Origin of the sequence: Rathayibacter tritici (assembly GCF_001641005.1) — a bacterium.
GTDB lineage: Bacteria > Actinomycetota > Actinomycetes > Actinomycetales > Microbacteriaceae > Rathayibacter > Rathayibacter tritici.
Window position 1 is genome coordinate 586,861 of the sequence record NZ_CP015515.1, and the last position, 17,139, is coordinate 603,999.

The window sequence follows — 17,139 nt, forward strand, 5'->3', positions numbered from 1 at the left end:
ATGGACACTCGAATCCTCGGACGCACCGGCGCCCCTGTCTCCGTCGTCGGCCTCGGAACCTGGCAGCTCGGTGCCGACTGGGGGGACGTCGCCGAGACCGACGCGCTCGCCGTGCTCGACGCCGCCGTCGAGTCGGGGGTCACCCTCTTCGACACCGCGGATGTGTACGGCGACGGCCGCAGCGAGCGCACGATCGGCGCCTACCGCGCAGCGCATCCGGACGCGAAGGTCGTCGTCGCCACGAAGATGGGCCGTCGCGCCGAGCAGATCCCCGCGAATTACGTGCTCGAGAACTTCCGCGCCTGGACCGACCGCTCGCGCGCGAACCTCCGCGTCGACACCCTCGACCTGGTGCAGCTGCACTGCCCGCCCACCTCCGTCTACTCCGACGACGCGGTCTACGACGCGTTGGACACCCTCGTGGCCGAGGGCGCGATCGCGGCCTACGGCGTCTCGGTCGAGCGCACGGAGGAGGCGCTCACCGCGATCGCCCGCCCGAACGTCGCGAGCGTCCAGATCATCCTGAATGCGTTCCGCCTGAAGCCGCTCGACGAGGTGTTGCCCGCCGCCCGCGAGGCCGGCGTCGGCATCCTCGCCCGCGTCCCGCTCGCCTCCGGCCTGCTCAGCGGCCGGTACACGACCGAGACCACCTTCGCTCCGGAGGACCACCGCAGCTACAACCGCGACGGCTCCGCCTTCGACGTCGGCGAGACCTTCTCTGGCGTCGACTTCGCAACCGGCGTGGAGGCGGCGCAGGAGTTCTCGCGCCTGGCCGACGACCACGGCCTCGCCCCTGCGGCCGCTGCTCTGGCCTGGGTCATCCAGCAGGAGGGCGTCACCTCGGTGATCCCCGGAGCCCGCTCGCCCGAGCAGGCCCGCGCCAACGCCGCCTCCGCCGCCCCCCTCGGCCCCGCCTTCATGGAGGCCGTCAACGCCCTCTACGACACCCACTTCCGCCCCACCATCCACCCCCGCTGGTAGCCCCCTCCACCCCCGCGGCGCTGAGTTGCCCGAGAAGGCTCGTTCTCCCTCCCGAGAACGAGCCTTCTCGGGCAACTGAGCGCAGGGCTGTGGAGAGGGCGAGCGGGGGAGGGGACGGGCAGGTCAGCATGGGCGCGTGAGGGACGGCGTGTTCAGGGTGGCGGAGGGGTCCGCGGCGGGGCTGTCGCGGGCGGCGATGCGCAGGATCGACGCCCCGGTGTACGGGATGCGGTCGGTCGTGCCCGCCACGGCGCTGGTCGACCGATGCGCAGCGCTCCTCCTCCGTCTCGGCGAGCACGCCTTCGTCTGCGGGCCCACTGCGGCGCTGCTCTGGGGCGCGCCCCTCGACCTTCGCTGGGAGAAGCGGACGACCATCGACGTCGCCGTCGAGGCACCGGCGCGGGCACCACACGCCGCCGGGCTCGCGGGGCGCTCCCTCCGCCTCGGGCCCGGGGACGTCCTCGCCGGCCGCCGCGGCCGGCTGACCAGACCCGAGCGGACCTGGTGCGACCTGGGCACAATGCTCCCGCTCGCCGATCTCGTTGCGGTCGGCGACTTTTTCCTGCATGCCCGACTCGTCGATGCGCTGGGACTCGCGGCAGCCGTCGATCACTACCCGAGTCGGCGCGGCCTGCGCGCTCTGCGGCGGGCGCTGCCCCTGCTCGACGGGCGGGCGGAGTCGCGTCCCGAGTCGCTGGTGCGCGTCGCACTGGTCCTCGCCGGGATCGCCGGTGTCGAGGCGAACGTCGAGATCCGCGACCGGGCGGGCGTGTTCCTCGCCCGCGTCGACCTCTGCATCGCCTGGGCCCGCATCGTGATCGAGTACCACGGCGACTACCACCGCGTCGAGAAAGGCCGCTGGCGTCGCGACCGCGCGCGGATGGGACGCCTCCGCGCCGCGGGTTGGCACGTCATCGAGCTCACCGCCGACGACCTCCCCGACCTCCCCGCTGTCGTCGCCCTCGTCCGCGCGGCACTCCGTGGGCGGAGAGTGCGGTGAGCTAGGAGTTGAGCGCGGCGTCGACGATCGTGCGCGCCTCGGCCTGGACCTCGTGCAGGTGGTCGAGGCCGCGGAAGCTCTCGGCGTAGATCTTGTAGACGTCTTCCGTGCCGGAGGGGCGCGCGGCGAACCACGCGTCCTCGGTGACGACCTTGACTCCTCCGACGGCCGCGCCGTTGCCGGGCGCCTTCGAGAGCTTCGCCGTGATCTCGGACCCGGCGAGCGTCGTCGCCGCGATTGCGTCGCCGTCGAGCTTGCCGAGCGCGGCCTTCTGCGCCTTCGTCGCCACCGCGTCCACGCGCTCGTAGACGGGGTCGCCGAAGCGCTCGGTCAGCTCGCGGTACAGCGCCGACGGGCTCTTCCCCGTGACAGCGACGATCTCCGAGGCGAGCAGCGCCAACAGGATGCCGTCCTTGTCCGTGGTCCAGACGGTGCCGTCGAAGCGGAGGAAGGACGCGCCAGCCGACTCCTCGCCGCCGAAGCCGACCGAGCCGTCGACCAGCCCGGGAACGAACCACTTGAAGCCCACCGGGACTTCCCAGAGCCGACGGCCCAGCGACTCGGCAACCCGATCGATGATCGAGGAGGAGACCAGCGTCTTGCCGATCGCCGCGTCCTCGCGCCAGCCCGTGCGGTGGCGGTAGAGGTAGTCGATCGCGACGGCGAGGTAGTGGTTGGGGTTCATCAGCCCGCCGTCGGGGGTGACGATGCCGTGGCGGTCGGCGTCCGCATCATTGCCGGTGAGGATGTCGAAGTCGCCGGCGCGCGCGACCACCGAGGCCATCGCGCTGGGGGAGGACGGGTCCATCCGGATCTTGCCGTCCCAGTCGAGGGTCATGAAGCCCCAGGCTGGGTCGACCTCGCCGTTGACGACGGTCAGGTCGAGCTCGTACATCTCGGCGATCAGCTGCCAGTAGTGCACCGAGGCGCCGCCGAGCGGGTCGGCCCCGATCCGCACGCCCGCCTTTTCGATCGCGTCGAGGTCGATGATGGTCGCCAGGTCTGCGACGTAGTGCGTGCGGTAGTCGTAGGTTTCGACCGCGGAGGGCTCGGCCGAGGTCACGCCGCGGTTGCCGTCGGCGATGAGTTCGTTGGCGCGGTTCGCGATCCACGTCGTCGCGTCGGAGTCGGCCGGTCCGCCGTGCGGCGGGTTGTACTTGAAGCCGCCGTCGCGGGGCGGATTGTGCGAGGGGGTGACCACGATGCCGTCCGCGCGGTCGGTGTGGGCAGGGTCGTTGTTGTAGCGGAGAATCGCATGGCTGAGCGCGGGGGTCGGCACGAAGTCGTCGAACTCATCGACCAGCACGCGCACCTGATTGCCCACCAGCACCTCGAGCGCGGTGGTCAGCGCCGGACGCGAGAGCGCGTGAGTGTCGGCGCCGATGAAGAGCGGACCGGTGATGCCCTGCTCGGTCCGGTACTCGACGATCGCCTGCGTGACGGCGGCGATGTGGTCCTCGTTGAAGGCCGTGTCGAACGCGGAGCCGCGGTGGCCGGAGGTGCCGAAGACCACCTTCTGCGCCGGGTCGGCGACATCCGGTTTCTTCTCGTAGTACGCCCTGACGAGGGCCTCGACGTCGATGAGATCGGAGGCCTGCGCCGGCTTCCCTGCTTGAGCGGTCATGCCGTCCATAGTGGCAGTACGGCCGCTTCCAGGGGTACCGCGGCTGGCTAGGCTTGCGCCATGCCCGACAGTGTCCCCGAGTCCCGTACGTACAGCTATCTCGGACCCAGCGGCACGTTCACGGAGGCGGCCCTCGCGCAGGTTCCGGAGGCGCGCGGGCAGCTGTGGCGCAGCGTCGCGAACGTGGGCGAGGCGCTGAGCGATCTGGTCACCGGTCGCAGCGACGGCGCGGTCATCGCGATCGAGAATTCGGTGGAGGGCGGAGTGACGGCCGCGCAGGACGCGCTGGCGCGGATCCCGGGGCTGCGCATCGTCGGCGAATACCTGGTGCCGGTGTCATTCATCCTGGTCGGTCGCCCGGAAACGCGGCTCGAGGACGTGCGCACGGTCGCCGCGCATCCGGTCGCCTACGGGCAGTGCCGGGTGTGGCTGGACCGGGAGATCCCCAGCCACGAGCACCTGCCCGCGTCGAGCAACGTCCAGGCCACCGTCGACCTGCTGAGCGGGTCGCCCGCGCAGGCGGCGATCGCTCCGCCCGGCATCCTCACGCACCACGACGTGGCGGTGCTCGCCGAGCGGATCGGCGACAACCTGAACGCCGTGACCCGCTTCGTGCACGTCTCGCGCTCTCACGCGCTGCCCGAGCCCACGGGTGCCGATAAGACGAGCGTGATCGCCGAGCTCCCGGCCGACCAACCGGGTGCGCTGCTGGACATGCTGGAGCAGTTCGCGACCCGCGGGGTGAACCTGAGCATGATCCAGTCGCGGCCGATCGGCGATGCGCTGGGCCGGTACCGGTTCGTGATCGACCTCGACGGCCATGTGCAGGACGAGCGGGTCGCCGACGCGCTGATGGGTCTGCGGCGCTTCAGCCCGAAGGTGATCTTCCTCGGTTCGTACCCGCGCGCTGACCGCCGCCCCGTCACCTCCGTGCGACGCTACGACGACGACGTGTTCCTCGAGGCCCGCGAGTGGCTGCACGGGATCCTCTCCCACAAGCCGGAGGTCGACGATGACCGGAGACGACGATGACGGATCGCGACGATGACTGACGACGGCGAGCAGGTCGATCCGCGGTACGACCCGGCCTTCCAGCGCGGATTCTCCGGCGGAGTGGACCGGCTGCGCGGTGACGAGCGCGCCTTCGCGAGGCCCGGCACGGGTGCGGCCACCGCCGGGTCTCCTCCCGGTGCGGCCGTCGCTCCCGATTCGGCCTCTGCGCCCCCGCGCCTGGTCCGCCCCGACTCGTCGGCGGTCCCGCGGCGCATCCTGCCCCTGCCCGACATCGCGGGAGCCGCCGCGGGCCGCCGCTCCCACCGCATCGGCGCAGAAACCGCCTCCGTACCCCTGCCGGAACCGGAAGACCCCGGCCAGCAGGCGCCAGCGGAGCCCGCCCGCGAGGCTCCGCTCCTGCGCAACCCGTGGCTGCTCGTGCTCCTGCTCGCCGGTCTCGCAGGATCCGCGATCGGCCTCGCGCTGCTCTACACGGGCTACTCCTCACCGCCCCCGCCGTACTACGGCGACTCCGACGTGCCCTCGCCGGCGTGGATCCAGCGGCAGCTCCTCTACTACTCCTGCATCCCGCTGCTGGGCTGCCTGCCGGCGTCGCTGCTCCTCGCGGTCGGAGTGGCCGCGCTGCGCTGGCGCGGCGTCGTCGTGCGCCCCCGGGCGGAGGTGTCGGGCGAGGCCGCGCAGCTACTCGAGGCCGGCACTCACACTCCGGTCGCGCCGAAGAGCAGGCCCAGCAGGTAGGTGACCAGCGCGGCGCCGTAGCCGATGCCGAGCTGGCGCAGCGCGCGGGCCAGGGGCGGAGCACCCGAGAGCAGCCCGACAACGGCACCGGTGGCGAGCAGGGCGATCCCGACCAGGAGGCACGCGACGAGGACGGCGCCGAACCCGGTCAAGCCGAGCAGGTAGGGCAGCACCGGGATGATCGCCCCCGAGGCGAAGAAGCAGAAGCTCGAGAGCCCCGCGCCCATGCCCGTACCGACCGACTCGTGCTCATCCACGTCCGGGTCGCCCGCCGGGCCGCCGAGCGTGATCGGTGAGGTGACTGCGCCGCCGCGCAGGCCGGTGAAGACGGAGGCGGCGCGCGCGTCCGCCTGCTCCTGCGTCATCCCCCGCGCGCGGTAGACCAGGGCGAGTTCGTTCGCGTCCACGTCCAGGTCGGGGACGACGCGGTTCGCATCGAGGTCGGGGCTCGAGGCCGAGAGCAGCTCGCGCTGCGAGCGCACCGAGACGAACTCGCCCGCGCCCATCGAGAGCGCGCCGGCCAGCAGGCCCGCGATGCCGGTCAGCAGGACGACGCTCGTCGCGACTCCGCTCGCCCCGACTCCCAGCACGAGCGCGAGGTTGGAGACCAGGCCGTCGTTCGCGCCGAAGACGGCCGCGCGGAAGGTGCCGGAGAGGCGGTTGCGGCCGCGCTCGGCGAGACCGCGGACGACCTCGCCGTGGATCCGCTCGTCGGCGGCCATCGCCTCCGTCGCGTCGTCGTCGTCGGCGTAGGGCGAGCGGGCCTCGGCGCGCTGGATCAGCGCGAGCACGAAGACGGAGCCGAAGCGCCGGGTCAGAAGGCCGAGGAAGCGGGTGCGCAGGTCGGCGCGGGGCGCGGGCTCCGCGGCGGGGCCGAGCAACTCGCGCCAGTGGTCCTCGTGCCGGCCCTCGGCCTCGGCCAGCGCGAGCAGGATCTCGCGCTCCTCGCCGGTGCGGCGGCCGGCCAGGTCGCGGTAGACGGACGCCTCCGCGAGCTCGTCGGCGAGGTAGCGGCGCCAACGGCGCACCTGCGTCGGGCTGGGGGTGGTGCTCGCCATGCGGTCTCCCGGGGTAGGCCCGCCGACCCGCACGAGAGGGGCGGTCAGGACGTGTGTCGACTGACCGAAGGTCTCGTTCGCCCCGGCCGGAACCGGGGTGGCGCGCCGGGCCCGGATCGTCCCGGACCAGCATGTCGACGCGCCTCGTCGTCCGCGCAGGCGGACGGTGGGAACTACTCCCCTTCGCGCAGACCACCGTAGCCGAGATCGCGGGCGGCCGCCCGGTGAGGCGCACGCCGCTGCCGGGGTCCGGCTGTGCCCCGGAGCCTGGGGCCGGCGCTCGCCGGGTCAGACCGACGCGGTCGCGCGGGCGGCCCGGCGCGTCTGGCGCTCGTGCTCGGCGTCCAAAAGCGTGCGCGTCGCCGGCACGGCCAGGAACTCCACCAGGATGTCCGTCTCCTCGACGACCCGCTCGGCGCGGTCGAGTGGGTCCGTGCGCAGGAGGCGGCGGGCGGCGGCCGCGACGTGCGCCGGCTTCGCGGCCAGCGCGCGCACCCGCTCGTCGACGCGGCCGGCGAGGTCGGCGCGCGGCACGACCTCGGTGACCAGCTGCCACTCCAGCGCCTCGACGGCGCGGACCGGGCGGCCCGAGAGCACGAAGTCGAGGGCGCGGCGGCGACCCACGACGCGGGGGAGCGCCGCGGTGACTCCGACGTCGGGAACGAACCCGACGTCTCCGTACGCGCTGAGGAAGAGGGCCGCGGGTGTCGCGATCACGATGTCCGCCGCGAGGGCGAAGGCGATACCGGCGCCCGCGACCATGCCGTCGATCGCGCAGACGACGACGGCGCGGCTGTCCTCGAGCAGGCGGATCACCTGGGCGGTGGTGGTCGCGACGTCGCGCAGGTAGTGATCGGGGTGCTCGGAGCCCATGATCGCCGAGATGTCGCCGCCCGTGCAGAAGGCGCGGCCGGCCGCCGCGATCACGATGACGGAGCACTCCGCGTCGAGGTCGGCCACGGTGCGCAGCAGCAGGCGCGCGGTGCCGAGGTCGATCGCATTCAGGGCGTCGGGGCGGTTGAGGGTGATCCGGGCGACGGAACCGTCGCGCTCCAGGACGATGCCGGGGGTCGCGTCGAGCAGGGGGGTGGCGTGCATGGGAGAGCCTTCGGGGGAGCGGGATGTCGAACGGGGGGGCGTTCTCGGGGGGACGTCACACATTCGCAGCCGTCGATGCGATCGGATGTCTCCTCGCGGTCGATGCTCAGCCGAGCCGGGGTGTTCACTCGGGAGGCGGCCCGTCACGGCCCTCCTCTACACTGCTGGGGTGATTGATCCCGTACTTCTGCGCGAGAACCCGGATATCCTCAAGCGCTCGCAGCAGGCGCGCGGCGACTCCGTCGACCTGGTCGACGACGCGCTCGAGGCCGACCGGGCGCGCCGTGCGGCGATCACCGAGGCGGAGCGGCTGCGTGCCGAGCAGAACGCCTTCGGCAAGACCGTCGCCCAGGCGCCGAAGGACGAGAAGGCGGCCCTGGTCGCCCAAGCGCAGCGCCTCGCCGCCGCCGCCAAGCAGGCGCAGCAGGAGGCCTCGGATGCCGACGACGCCTTCACCGTGCTGGTGAAGCGAATCGCCAACCCGATCATCGACGGCGTCCCCGCGGGCGGCGAGGACTCGTTCGAGCTCGTGAAGACCGTCGGCGAGCGCCCGATTTTCGACTTCATCCCGCGCGATCACCTCGAGCTGGGCGAGCTGTTGGACGGCATCGACATGCAGCGCGGAGCCAAGGTCAGCGGCGCGCGCTTCTACTTCCTCAAGGGCCTCGTCGCCCGCCTCGAGATCGCCCTGATGAACCTCGGGCTCGAGAAGGCGCTCGCCGCAGGCTTCACGCCGCTGATCACGCCCACGCTGGTGCGCCCGGAGATCATGGACGGCACCGGCTTCCTCGGCGAGCACGACGACGAGGTGTACCGCCTCCGCGACGATGACCTGTACCTCACCGGCACCAGCGAGGTCGCCCTCGCCGGATACCACGCGGACGAGATCCTCGACCTCTCCCGTGGCGCGAAGCGCTACGCGGGTTGGAGCACCTGCTACCGCCGCGAGGCCGGCTCGGGCGGACGCGACACTCGCGGCATCATCCGCGTGCACCAGTTCAGCAAGCTCGAGATGTTCGTCTACACCCTCCCCGAGGAGGCGGAGGCGGAGCACGCTCGCCTGCTCTCGTACCAGGAGGACATCCTGCAGAGCCTCGGGCTGCACTACCGCGTCATCGACACGGCGGCCGGCGATCTCGGTCAGAGCGCCGCGCGCAAATTCGACGTCGAGGCCTGGGTGCCCACGCAGGAGACCTACCGCGAGCTGACCTCCACCTCCAACTGCACCACCTTCCAGGCCCGCCGCCTCGACACCCGCTACCGCACCGAATCGGGCAAGACAGCTCCGGTCGCGACGCTCAACGGCACCCTGGCGACCACCCGCTGGATCGTCGCGCTCCTCGAAACCCACCAGCGGGCCGACGGCTCGGTGTTCGTCCCCGAGTCGCTGCGGCCCCACCTCGGTGGCCTCGAGGTGCTCGAGCCCGTCTCGTGAGCACGCGCTCCTCCGGCCGCCGCCTCGTCGCCCTCGACATCGACGGCACCGTCATGCACGAGGACGGCACCATCACCCGCGCGGTGACGGACGCGATCACCCGCGTGGCCGCGCAGGGCGACGAGGTCATGCTCGCCACTGGGCGCTCTCCCGTTGCGACCCTGCCCGTCGTCGAGCGGCTGGGCATCTCACCCGAGTTCGTGATCTGCTGCAACGGAGCCGTGACTCTCCGCCGTGACGCCTCCGGCACGTACGTCCCCGAGGCCGTGGAGACCTTCGACCCGTCGGATGTCCTCGAGACGATCCGCCGCTCCCTTCCCGCCGCGCACTACGCCATCGAGGACGCGGACGGCGCCTTCTTCTCCACCGAAGCGTTCCCCGGCGGCGCCGTGATGGGCGCCGAGACGGCCCGCGTCCCCTTCGAGGATCTGCTCGGCCGGCTGTGCACCCGCGTGGTCGTCATCTCGCCCGAGACCGGCATCGACGCCTTCGCGGCCCTGATCGAGGAGATGGGTCTGCACCAGGTCAGCTACGCGATCGGCTGGACCGCCTGGCTCGACCTCGCCCCGCACGGCGTCAACAAGTCCACCGCGCTCGAGGTCGTTCGCGAACAGCTGGGCATCGAGCGGAGCGACGTGGTCGCGCTGGGCGACGGCCGCAACGACATCGAGATGCTCACCTGGGCCGCCGCCGAGGGTTCGGGCCTCGCGATGGGCCAGGCGCCCGACGAGGTGCGCGCCGTGGCGTCCGCCGTGATCCCGTCTGTGCACCAGGACGGCGTGGCGGTGGCGCTCTCGGCGCTGCGCTGAGGCCGGGGCGCTGCGCAACGAAGGCTGTGGGGCGGCAGGAGCCGTTACTGCCGCCGATCGGGGCTCACGGCCTTCGTTGCGACGGAGCCCGGCGCGCGCCGTCCACCTCCGACTCGCCCGGTGGCCCCCGCCAGGCGGTTACTATCGGGTGTCGCTCCTGCGGGAGCGGCGAGGAGGGCTGTCCGAGCGGCCGATGGAGCCAGTCTTGAAAACTGGTGGGCAGAGATGTCTCGTGGGTTCGAATCCCACGCCCTCCGCCAGTAAAAAGCCCTGGTCGGAGGATCGATCACTCGGCGAGCAGTGGCAGGAGCGGAAGCTCGTCCTCGTCGGATCGTGCCATCTGCGTGCCATAGCGGGTGTCAGAACCACCCGCGAGGACCGCGTCAATGCCCGCCGCGATGACCTGTCCGCGCTCGGCGCCGACGTGCTGGTGGAGAATCGCCGCCTTCGCCGTCCGGTGCCCCGCGCGGTCCATCAGCTCGCGCAGAGTCGCCCCCGCCTGGGCTGCCGCGGTGAGCCCGGCGTGCCGGATGTCGTGCTGGTGGAACTGCCTGGGGTCGAGGGCCGTCGTCGCCTTCCGCCACTGCCACTGGATCTGACCGCGGGAGATTGGTCGTGACCGTCCGTGAGGCTCCGGTCTTCGTCGGCGACGAAGGGACGCCGACCTCGTTCGCCGCGGCACCCTAACGGGCATGGTCGGCCCGCGACACCCGACCGCTGCTCGACGGAGAGGTCGCGTATGGTGGCGGTCATGTCCGACACTGAAGACGAGGCCGTCGTCCCGTTCTCCATCGACTGGTCGGCGCGGCAGGGTATGGCGCCGACGTACTGGAACCAGATCCTCATCCAGCCGGGTGTGCCCGTGCTTGACCGCCAGAACGATGGCGCCTACCTGACGTTCGGGCACGTTGCACCGCCGTACGTTCCCGACGAGAGCGCCGCAGCGGGAATGTCTGACGCCGAACGAGTGCTGAAGGTGGAGCCGATCGTGTCGCTTGTGTGCTCGCGGGAGCGGATGATCGAGCTGTATTACGTCATCAGCAACTACCTGAACCTGACCGAGCCGCCCAGCGAGCCGGAGACTGAAGAACAACCATGAACACCTTCGCTTTGAAGGCAGCGACCGCCGTCGCGATCTCGGCGTCCGCTATCACCTACTCGCCCGCGAGCGCAAAGTTCTCGGACCTCTACCCCACGCAGGACGCCGCGCGCGGTCCGTTCGCGTCAGGAGCGATGTCTTCTGGCTCCAAGCTCGGGATGAGTGTGCGAGCTGCCACGAACAAGGCCGTCGACACCCACGGAAGCCAGGGCTACTACTGGACTGCTGCGTGGCAGCGCGAGGAAGGCATCGCACTCCGTGAACTGCGTAGCGGTGAGTACCAGGACTTCGAGTCCGCGGAGGACCTGATCGCCTGGCTGAACGAGCCCGACGAGTGAGCCACGCTTTCCGCGTTACGCCGAACTTCAAGAAGGTCCTTGGCAAGAAGCCGAAGCACATGCGCGAGGCGGTCGAGGAGTGCATCCGGCAGCTCGCGGAGAACCCTCGTCACCCTGGCCTTCACACCCACAAGATGAAGGGCTTGAAGGAAGCGGTCTTCGAGGCATACGTCGACAACGGTAACCGCGTCACCTTCCACTGGGACGAGGGGCGGATCGTTCTTCGGAACAACTGCAACCACGACATGCTGTACCGAAATCCCTGAATCGCTGGACAGAACTTCAAGGCGCCCTCTCGCCACTCCTTCGGGAACGGCGAGGGGGCGTTTTTGTGTTCCACGAGGGTGGGGCCCGAGTTGCTGGCGCCGATCGTGCCATGCGCGTGCCATTACGAGCGGGTATGGCCCGAGATTGGCCGAGACGGGAAGGGACGACATCCGCGCCGTTCTGCGGATCGCACTGTCATCTCGGGGCGAACTTCGGCCCGCTGACCTGACTCGATAACTGGTGGGCAGAGATGTCTCGTGGGTTCGAATCCCACGCCCTCCGCTTTACAGCCGTGTCGCCGCCCGGCCGGCCGCGTGCCGGCCGGCACGCCCGTCTAGACGCCGCAGCCTCCGACCGGGAACCGGTCGCTCTGCGACACGGAGACCGCCTGCACGACGTCGGAGGCGCCGTCGACCCGGAACCAGATCCGCCGTCCCCGGTCGTCGTCGATCGCGTAGCCGGGCTCGTCGGACAGGGTCTGCCAGGTCGTGAGCTCGGGGTAGGCAGTACGGAGCTCGGCCGCCGAGGAGCCGATGGTGATCCCCTCCGCCGTCGCGGGGAGGGTGCCCGGTGCTTGCACGCCGCCGTCGGCCGCCGGGTCCCACACGCTGACGAGGGCCACCGTCGAGCCGGACGGGTCCGCGTCGACCTGGATCCAGGCGTTCCCGTCGCCGGGCAGGTTGCGATGGTCGGAGGGGCACTCCCCGTCTTCGATGGGAGCGAGGCCCGTCGCGTCCAGGGCGGCGGTAGCCTCCGGGAGCGCGGCGCCGAGGGTGAGGGGCCCCACTCCGTCGAAGCCGATGATCCACGAGGCCACGCCGCCGTCGGCCGTGCTCGGCGTCGGCCCGGGCACGTCCGGAGGTGTCGGCGTTGAGGCCGGGATCGATTCCGGAGCAGCCTCCTGCGGTGCGGCGGTCGTCGGGCCCGTAGATGCGCGGCCAGTCGGAGCCGGAGAGGCGGTCACTCCCGCCCCTGCGGCGCCGGCACCAGGGTCGAGGGTCGAGCCGATCAGCACCCCGGCGCCGACGAGGACAACCGCGGCCGCGACCGCGCCGACCACGAGGCCGACCCATCGTCCGCGGCGGGGTCCGTCTTCTCGCATGCCCTCGTGAGCGTTCTCCGGAGCGGGCTGGTCGTTCATCTCGCGTCCTTTGCGGGGTGGTGCTGATCCGCCGACGTCGACTCGAGCCGATCCGCTCACCCCTCCCGGATCCGGCAGTCGAACTTTAGCGCTCGGCGCAGGCGCATCGGCGACCGGCACGAGCGAGCCGAGGAGCCCCGCCTGGCGCGTGGGGACGGAGGCCCGCCGCCTTCCCTTCGGATCGCGCCACCCCTCTGTATAGGATTGCGGGATGCCCGCGCTCGATACTAGGGCCTCACTTTCGCACCACTGACGCCTCGACACCGGGAGACGGATGCGCCGCACGGGCCCTACGACACAGACTCGCGACACTCCGCGTGCGCCTCGGCCCTTCGTCCGCCACGGCCGCCAGAAACGGCACACTCTCGGGCGGACCCTGGTGAAGGGAGCCGCTCTGGTCGGCGGCGTCGGCCTGGTCGCCTCGGTGTCGGTGGTCGCGCTCGCGGCGAGCCTGCTCGTGGGGTCCGTGCAGCCCTCGGTCGACCTGCACCCGGGCGCCGGCGGGTCCAGCGTTCAGGCCGAAGGTGCTCCGGAGATCGGCGCGCTGGAGGGCGGTTTCAACGTCCTCGTCGTCGGCAGCGACTCGCGCAAGGGCCAGGGCGAGGCTTACGGAGACCCCGCTGAGGAGACGAGTGTCCTCAACGACGTCAACATGCTGATGCACGTCTCGGCCGACCACAGCAACGCCACCGTGGTGAGCTTCCCCCGCGACATGTACGTCGACATCCCCGAGTGTGCGAACGCGGTGACGGGCGAGACAATCCCTGCTCGATACGACACCAAGATCAATGAGGCGATGGGCAAGGACGTCAGCCTCGGCTGCGTGGCGGGTGTCGTCGAGGATCTGATGGGCGTTCGGGTCGACTACGGAGCGGTCGTCCAGTTCAACGGCGTGATCGAAATGTCGAACGCAGTCGGCGGAGTCGATGTCTGCGTCGCGACCGAGATCGCCGACCCCTACACCAACACCTACCTTGAGCCGGGCGTGCACTCGCTCAAGGGGATGGCCGCACTGCAGTTCCTCCGCAGCCGCCACGGCATCGGCAACGGCAGCGACCTCACCCGTATCAGCAACCAGCAGGTGTTCCTCTCGGCGCTGGTGCGCCAGATCAAGAGCGCGGACACCCTCCTCAACCCGGTCGCGCTCTATGGGCTCGCGAAGGCGGCGCTGGGCAACATGACGCTCTCGACCGGGCTCGACAACGTGAACACGATGGTCCAGATGGGGCTGGCACTGAAGGACGTCGACCTCGCGGACGTGGTCTTCGCGCAGTATCCGACCGGGGCGACCCCGAGCGGAGTGGAGCCGGACCGCGCCGCGGGCGACGTCCTGGCGAACGCGCTGCAGACCGATCAGCCGATCGCGATCACCGGCGGGACGGGCGCCGGCGCGACCGTGGAGGGCGAGGCAGCCGCTCCCGACGGCACCGCTGCTCCGTCCGGACCGGCGACCGCCGACCCGCTCGCGACAGCGGAGGCGACACCGGGCGCTCCTGCAGTGACTCCCGAGGGCGGATCCAAGGTTGCCCTGCCAGACTCGGTGACCGGCCAAAGTGCCGACCAGCAGACCTGCTCGGTCGGATTCTTCGGCTGAGGCGAGGGCGGGCGGCGGCACAGCTGCGCTCCACCTCGTGCGCTGACTCCGGGACGACCCGCGTCCTGCAGCCGAGAGAGAGTACGACCCGATGAGCGAACGCGCGTCCACCCGGACCACCGCAGCACGGCACGGCCGCCTGCGACGGCAGAGCGGAGTGCGTTTCGCCGTACGGGTCCTCGCGGCCTGCGCGGGTGTGGGCCTGCTCAGCGCCGTCTGCATCGTGGCCATCGCCGCCTCGCTGATCGCCGGCAGCGCGCGTCCCTCCGTCGACCTCGGCGCGGGCGGCGGCACGGTCCCCGAGATCGGGGCGATCCAGGGCGGCGTCAACATCCTGCTCGCCGGCAGCGACAGTGCGGACGGGTCGGCGGCGGGCGCTTTCGGCGACCGGGCCGAGAACCTCAACGACGTCACTATGCTCATGCACATCTCGGCCGACCACTCCACCGTCGAGGTAGTCAGTTTCCCTCGGGACCTGTACGTCCCGATCCCCTCCTGCACCGACCCGAAGACCGGAGCCGTCTCGGGCGCCGTGGACTCGGCGAAGATCAACACCTCGCTCGAAGCGGGCGGGCTGGCCTGCACCGTGAAGACGGTGGAGCAGCTGACCGGGCTGCAGATCCCCTACGCGGCCCTGATCCAGTTCGAGGGTGTCATCGAAATGTCCAACGCCGTGGGCGGAGTCGACGTCTGCGTGGCGACGCCGATCCAGGACGAGTACACGGGCCTGAACCTCGACGCGGGCACCCACACCCTCGTCGGTGCCGAGGCGCTGGCGTTCCTGCGTACTCGCCACGGAGTCGGCGATGGCAGCGACCTCACCCGCATCTCGAGCCAGCAGGTCTACCTCTCGTCCCTCGTGCGCAAGGTGAAGAGCGCGTCGACCCTGTCGAATCCGGTCAATCTCTACGGCCTCGCGAAGGCGGCCGTCTCGAATATGCAGCTCTCGACCTCGCTCGAGAACGTGAACACCCTGGTGTCGATCGGCCTGGCCGTGAAGGACGTCGATCTCGCGAAGGTGGTCTTCGTGCAGTACCCAACGTACGTCGACGGCAACGGCGTGTATCCGAGTGGGGATGCGGCGGCGGCGCTGAACGCCGCGCTCCTCGCGGACCAGCCGATCGCCCTGAGCGGTACGACCGGCGGCGGCTCGCAGTCGACCGATCCGGCGCCCACCGCGACCCAGGTGCCCGCCGCGACGCCCCAGGCTCCCGCGACGACCGCGCCCGACGGGCCGGTCACCCTCCCGAGCGATGTCTCCGGCCAGACCGCGCAGCAGGAGACTTGCACGATCGGCCGCACGCTCTCGGACCAGTAGCAGCACGGCTTCCGGGGCCGTCGCCCCAGTCCGGCGCGGAGGCGTGCGCCCGTGTCGCGGGGCCCTCGCGGGTGCGGTTATGATGGTCGTCGTGCGTCCGCCAGCGGGCGCTCAGGAGTCGTCGCATAGTCCGGTCGAGTGCACCACCCTGCTAAGGTGGAGAGCCCTTTATTGGGTTCCGTGGGTTCAAATCCCACCGACTCCGCTCCGTCCGAAGGCCCTGCTCACGCGGGGCTTTCGGTGTTTCCGGGGGCGTGCCGGAGCGGCCACGCTCTCGGGCGGGCCCGCTCCCGGAGCGGCTACCCTGATCGGATGTCCAGCCCGATCCTCGACGCTCTGTCCGCCCCTCCTGCGCGGAGGGATGTCGCCTCGATCCGCGGCGCGCTCGCCGAGATCGCGATCGGCGACTCGGTCCGGGTCCTTGTCCGCTCGCCGCGCTACGGCCTCTACGGGATCGAGGGGGTCGTCCGTCAGGCGGTCGGCGGCGAACTCGTCGTCGCCGACGTCTTCCTCGGGACCGGCACCGAGATCCAGAGCATTGCGTTGGCACCGGACGCCGACGAGGTCGGCGGCGAGCGCTCGGCAGCGGGCCTCGAACACGGGGACCCGGTGCGCGTGGCCTTCTCGACTCCGGCGCTCGGATCGTTCACCATCACGGGCCCGCTGACGGCCGGTGGTCGGGACGCGTTCCTGCTGGTCGGCAGTTGGATCGTGGCCGATGCCGGTGAGCCGGGCCGCCACGTCGACCGCATCGAGCGCCTGACGGACGTCGGAGTCCACGAGAAGCACGTCCCCGGGCGCCGCTCGGCAGTCGAGGAGTAGCGGATCACCTCTGGCAGTGCGGGCACCAGTAGGTGACCCGCAGCTGCAACTCGTCATCGCCGAGCTCGCCGCGCGCGATCGGAGTGCCGCAGCGTCGGCACGGCCTCCGGTCGCGTCCGTAGACCCACAGCTGCTGGCCCGGGCGCAGGTTGCCGGTCGTGGTGCGCTCGATCCGCTCCCGATTGACGGTGATCAGCCGCTTCGCGAGGGCGATGGTGCGCACGAGGTCCCCGCTCTCGGCGACGGGGCGCGTGGGCAGCACGCCGCGCAAGAAGCACAGCTCCGCCCGGTAGACGTTGCCGAGACCGGCCATGATCCGCTGGTCGAGCAGGGCGAGACCGATCGGGCGCACCGGGTCGGCGGAGAGGCGGCGCAGGGCCTCGTCCGGGTCCCAGTCGGCGCCGAGCAGGTCGGGGCCGAGGTAGCCGACCACGTCCTCCTCGGCCGCGCGCGGCACGATCTCGAGGAGCCCGAGGTCGAAGCCGACCGCCTGCCAGTCCTCGGTTTCGAGGACGATCCGGGCCTGGAACGCGGGCCGGTGCCACGTCGGTCGCTCGCCTCCGCCGCGGGCGTAGAGGTGCCAGCTGCCCTCCATCTTGAGGTGGGAGTGGATCAGTGCGTCCCCGACCCGCATCAGCAGGTGCTTGCCACGGGAGACGACCGCGTCGATCGTCTCGCCCGTGAGGTCGACCGTCGCGTACGTCGGCACGCGGACGTCGCATCGGGTCAGGACCTCGCCGTCGAGCGCCTCGGCAAGGTTGTGCGCGGACCGGTAGACGGTGTCACCCTCGGGCACGGCGGCT

At 71.2% G+C, this 17,139-nt stretch carries 18 protein-coding genes and 2 tRNA genes; 14 read left to right on the forward strand and 6 right to left on the reverse strand.

The genetic code is table 11. The features are described 5' to 3' along the window. Together A6122_RS02715 and A6122_RS02720 are read left to right on the forward strand one after the other, a co-directional pair. Window positions 1-981 (forward strand): aldo/keto reductase, encoded by a 981-nt coding sequence (locus A6122_RS02715; RefSeq protein WP_068251341.1) that lies wholly within the window; start codon window positions 1-3, stop codon window positions 979-981. A gap of 136 nt (window positions 982-1,117) precedes the next feature. Further along, a complete protein-coding gene (locus tag A6122_RS02720; RefSeq protein WP_146085064.1) occupies window positions 1,118-1,981 on the forward strand; it encodes an endonuclease domain-containing protein in 864 nt (287 codons plus the stop codon). Between the two features lies 1 nt (window position 1,982). On the opposite strand, the gene pgm is transcribed toward A6122_RS02720, so the two are convergent. After that, the gene (gene pgm, locus A6122_RS02725; protein ID WP_068256912.1) at window positions 1,983-3,605 is read right to left on the reverse strand and encodes a phosphoglucomutase (alpha-D-glucose-1,6-bisphosphate-dependent); all 1,623 of its coding nucleotides are present in this window, start codon (window positions 3,603-3,605) and stop codon (window positions 1,983-1,985) included. A 60-nt stretch (window positions 3,606-3,665) separates the two neighbouring features. On the opposite strand from pgm, the gene pheA reads away from it, so the two are divergent. Both pheA and A6122_RS02735 read left to right on the forward strand, forming a co-directional pair. After that, a complete protein-coding gene (gene pheA / locus A6122_RS02730; RefSeq protein ID WP_068251347.1) occupies window positions 3,666-4,637 on the forward strand; it encodes a prephenate dehydratase in 972 nt (323 codons plus the stop codon). Window positions 4,638-4,649: 12 nt separating this feature from the next. Next, window positions 4,650-5,357 (forward strand): hypothetical protein, encoded by a 708-nt coding sequence (locus tag A6122_RS02735; protein ID WP_068251350.1) that lies wholly within the window; start codon window positions 4,650-4,652, stop codon window positions 5,355-5,357. Here A6122_RS02735 and A6122_RS02740 read toward each other — a convergent pair. Beyond that, window positions 5,318-6,415 carry a VIT1/CCC1 transporter family protein gene (locus A6122_RS02740; protein ID WP_068251353.1) on the reverse strand — a complete coding sequence of 366 codons (1,098 nt, stop codon included), beginning with the start codon at window positions 6,413-6,415 and terminating at the stop codon, window positions 5,318-5,320. The genes A6122_RS02735 and A6122_RS02740 overlap by 40 nt on opposite strands. Before the next feature lie 288 nt (window positions 6,416-6,703). Beyond that, a complete protein-coding gene (locus A6122_RS02745) occupies window positions 6,704-7,513 on the reverse strand; it encodes an enoyl-CoA hydratase/isomerase family protein (RefSeq protein ID WP_068251355.1) in 810 nt (269 codons plus the stop codon). Between the two features lie 169 nt (window positions 7,514-7,682). On the opposite strand from A6122_RS02745, the gene serS reads away from it, so the two are divergent. From serS to A6122_RS02760, 3 genes are all read left to right on the forward strand, one after another. After that, window positions 7,683-8,948, forward strand: coding sequence for a serine--tRNA ligase (gene serS / locus A6122_RS02750; protein ID WP_068251357.1), 1,266 nt, complete (start codon window positions 7,683-7,685; stop codon window positions 8,946-8,948). After that, on the forward strand, window positions 8,945-9,757 hold the full coding sequence (locus A6122_RS02755) for an HAD family hydrolase (protein WP_084415770.1): 813 nt from the start codon (window positions 8,945-8,947) through the stop codon (window positions 9,755-9,757). The genes serS and A6122_RS02755 overlap by 4 nt, the downstream gene beginning before the upstream one ends. A gap of 172 nt (window positions 9,758-9,929) precedes the next feature. Then, window positions 9,930-10,017, forward strand: a tRNA-Ser gene (locus A6122_RS02760). A 26-nt stretch (window positions 10,018-10,043) separates the two neighbouring features. On the opposite strand, the gene A6122_RS16905 is transcribed toward A6122_RS02760, so the two are convergent. Next, a complete protein-coding gene (locus tag A6122_RS16905) occupies window positions 10,044-10,232 on the reverse strand; it encodes a hypothetical protein (RefSeq protein WP_068251359.1) in 189 nt (62 codons plus the stop codon). A 276-nt stretch (window positions 10,233-10,508) separates the two neighbouring features. Between A6122_RS16905 and A6122_RS02770 the strand changes: the two genes are divergently transcribed. The 3 genes from A6122_RS02770 to A6122_RS02780 are packed head-to-tail and all read left to right on the forward strand — an operon-like array spanning window position 10,509 to window position 11,460. Beyond that, a complete protein-coding gene (locus A6122_RS02770; protein ID WP_146077274.1) occupies window positions 10,509-10,856 on the forward strand; it encodes a hypothetical protein in 348 nt (115 codons plus the stop codon). Beyond that, complete coding sequence (locus tag A6122_RS02775; RefSeq protein ID WP_068251364.1) at window positions 10,853-11,194, forward strand: hypothetical protein; 342 nt, start codon at window positions 10,853-10,855, stop codon at window positions 11,192-11,194. Before A6122_RS02770 ends, A6122_RS02775 begins: the two co-directional genes overlap by 4 nt. After that, the gene (locus A6122_RS02780) at window positions 11,191-11,460 is read left to right on the forward strand and encodes a hypothetical protein (RefSeq protein WP_084415771.1); all 270 of its coding nucleotides are present in this window, start codon (window positions 11,191-11,193) and stop codon (window positions 11,458-11,460) included. Before A6122_RS02775 ends, A6122_RS02780 begins: the two co-directional genes overlap by 4 nt. Window positions 11,461-11,795: 335 nt before the next feature. On the opposite strand, the gene A6122_RS02785 is transcribed toward A6122_RS02780, so the two are convergent. Further along, on the reverse strand, window positions 11,796-12,602 hold the full coding sequence (locus tag A6122_RS02785) for a hypothetical protein (protein WP_068251367.1): 807 nt from the start codon (window positions 12,600-12,602) through the stop codon (window positions 11,796-11,798). 379 nt (window positions 12,603-12,981) lie between these two features. Between A6122_RS02785 and A6122_RS02790 the strand changes: the two genes are divergently transcribed. The 4 genes from A6122_RS02790 (at window position 12,982) to A6122_RS02805 (ending at window position 16,336) form a co-directional block, all read left to right on the forward strand. Further along, window positions 12,982-14,196, forward strand: coding sequence for an LCP family protein (locus A6122_RS02790; RefSeq protein ID WP_237358223.1), 1,215 nt, complete (start codon window positions 12,982-12,984; stop codon window positions 14,194-14,196). 91 nt (window positions 14,197-14,287) lie between these two features. Beyond that, window positions 14,288-15,514 (forward strand): LCP family protein, encoded by a 1,227-nt coding sequence (locus A6122_RS02795; protein WP_068251373.1) that lies wholly within the window; start codon window positions 14,288-14,290, stop codon window positions 15,512-15,514. A gap of 114 nt (window positions 15,515-15,628) precedes the next feature. After that, a tRNA-Ser gene (locus A6122_RS02800) sits at window positions 15,629-15,719 on the forward strand. A gap of 107 nt (window positions 15,720-15,826) precedes the next feature. Then, a complete protein-coding gene (locus A6122_RS02805; protein WP_237358224.1) occupies window positions 15,827-16,336 on the forward strand; it encodes a hypothetical protein in 510 nt (169 codons plus the stop codon). Between the two features lie 4 nt (window positions 16,337-16,340). Here the strand turns inward: A6122_RS02805 and A6122_RS02810 are convergent, their stop codons facing one another. Continuing rightward, a complete protein-coding gene (locus A6122_RS02810) occupies window positions 16,341-17,132 on the reverse strand; it encodes a DNA-formamidopyrimidine glycosylase family protein (RefSeq protein ID WP_068251376.1) in 792 nt (263 codons plus the stop codon). Between the last annotated feature and the right edge of the window lie 7 nt (window positions 17,133-17,139).

What these genes read in the sequence shown, in the direction of transcription:
- A6122_RS02715 (WP_068251341.1), top strand. Translation starts at nt 1, where the DNA reads ATGGACACTCGAATCCTCGGACGCACCGGCGCCCCTGTCTCCGTCGTC.
- pgm (WP_068256912.1), bottom strand. Translation starts at nt 3,605, where the DNA reads ATGACCGCTCAAGCAGGGAAGCCGGCGCAGGCCTCCGATCTCATCGAC.
- pheA (WP_068251347.1), top strand. Translation starts at nt 3,666, where the DNA reads ATGCCCGACAGTGTCCCCGAGTCCCGTACGTACAGCTATCTCGGACCC.
- A6122_RS02735 (WP_068251350.1), top strand. Translation starts at nt 4,650, where the DNA reads ATGACTGACGACGGCGAGCAGGTCGATCCGCGGTACGACCCGGCCTTC.
- A6122_RS02740 (WP_068251353.1), bottom strand. Translation starts at nt 6,415, where the DNA reads ATGGCGAGCACCACCCCCAGCCCGACGCAGGTGCGCCGTTGGCGCCGC.
- A6122_RS02745 (WP_068251355.1), bottom strand. Translation starts at nt 7,513, where the DNA reads ATGCACGCCACCCCCCTGCTCGACGCGACCCCCGGCATCGTCCTGGAG.
- A6122_RS16905 (WP_068251359.1), bottom strand. Translation starts at nt 10,232, where the DNA reads ATGGACCGCGCGGGGCACCGGACGGCGAAGGCGGCGATTCTCCACCAG.
- A6122_RS02770 (WP_146077274.1), top strand. Translation starts at nt 10,509, where the DNA reads ATGTCCGACACTGAAGACGAGGCCGTCGTCCCGTTCTCCATCGACTGG.
- A6122_RS02775 (WP_068251364.1), top strand. Translation starts at nt 10,853, where the DNA reads ATGAACACCTTCGCTTTGAAGGCAGCGACCGCCGTCGCGATCTCGGCG.
- A6122_RS02785 (WP_068251367.1), bottom strand. Translation starts at nt 12,602, where the DNA reads ATGAACGACCAGCCCGCTCCGGAGAACGCTCACGAGGGCATGCGAGAA.
- A6122_RS02795 (WP_068251373.1), top strand. Translation starts at nt 14,288, where the DNA reads ATGAGCGAACGCGCGTCCACCCGGACCACCGCAGCACGGCACGGCCGC.
- A6122_RS02805 (WP_237358224.1), top strand. Translation starts at nt 15,827, where the DNA reads ATGTCCAGCCCGATCCTCGACGCTCTGTCCGCCCCTCCTGCGCGGAGG.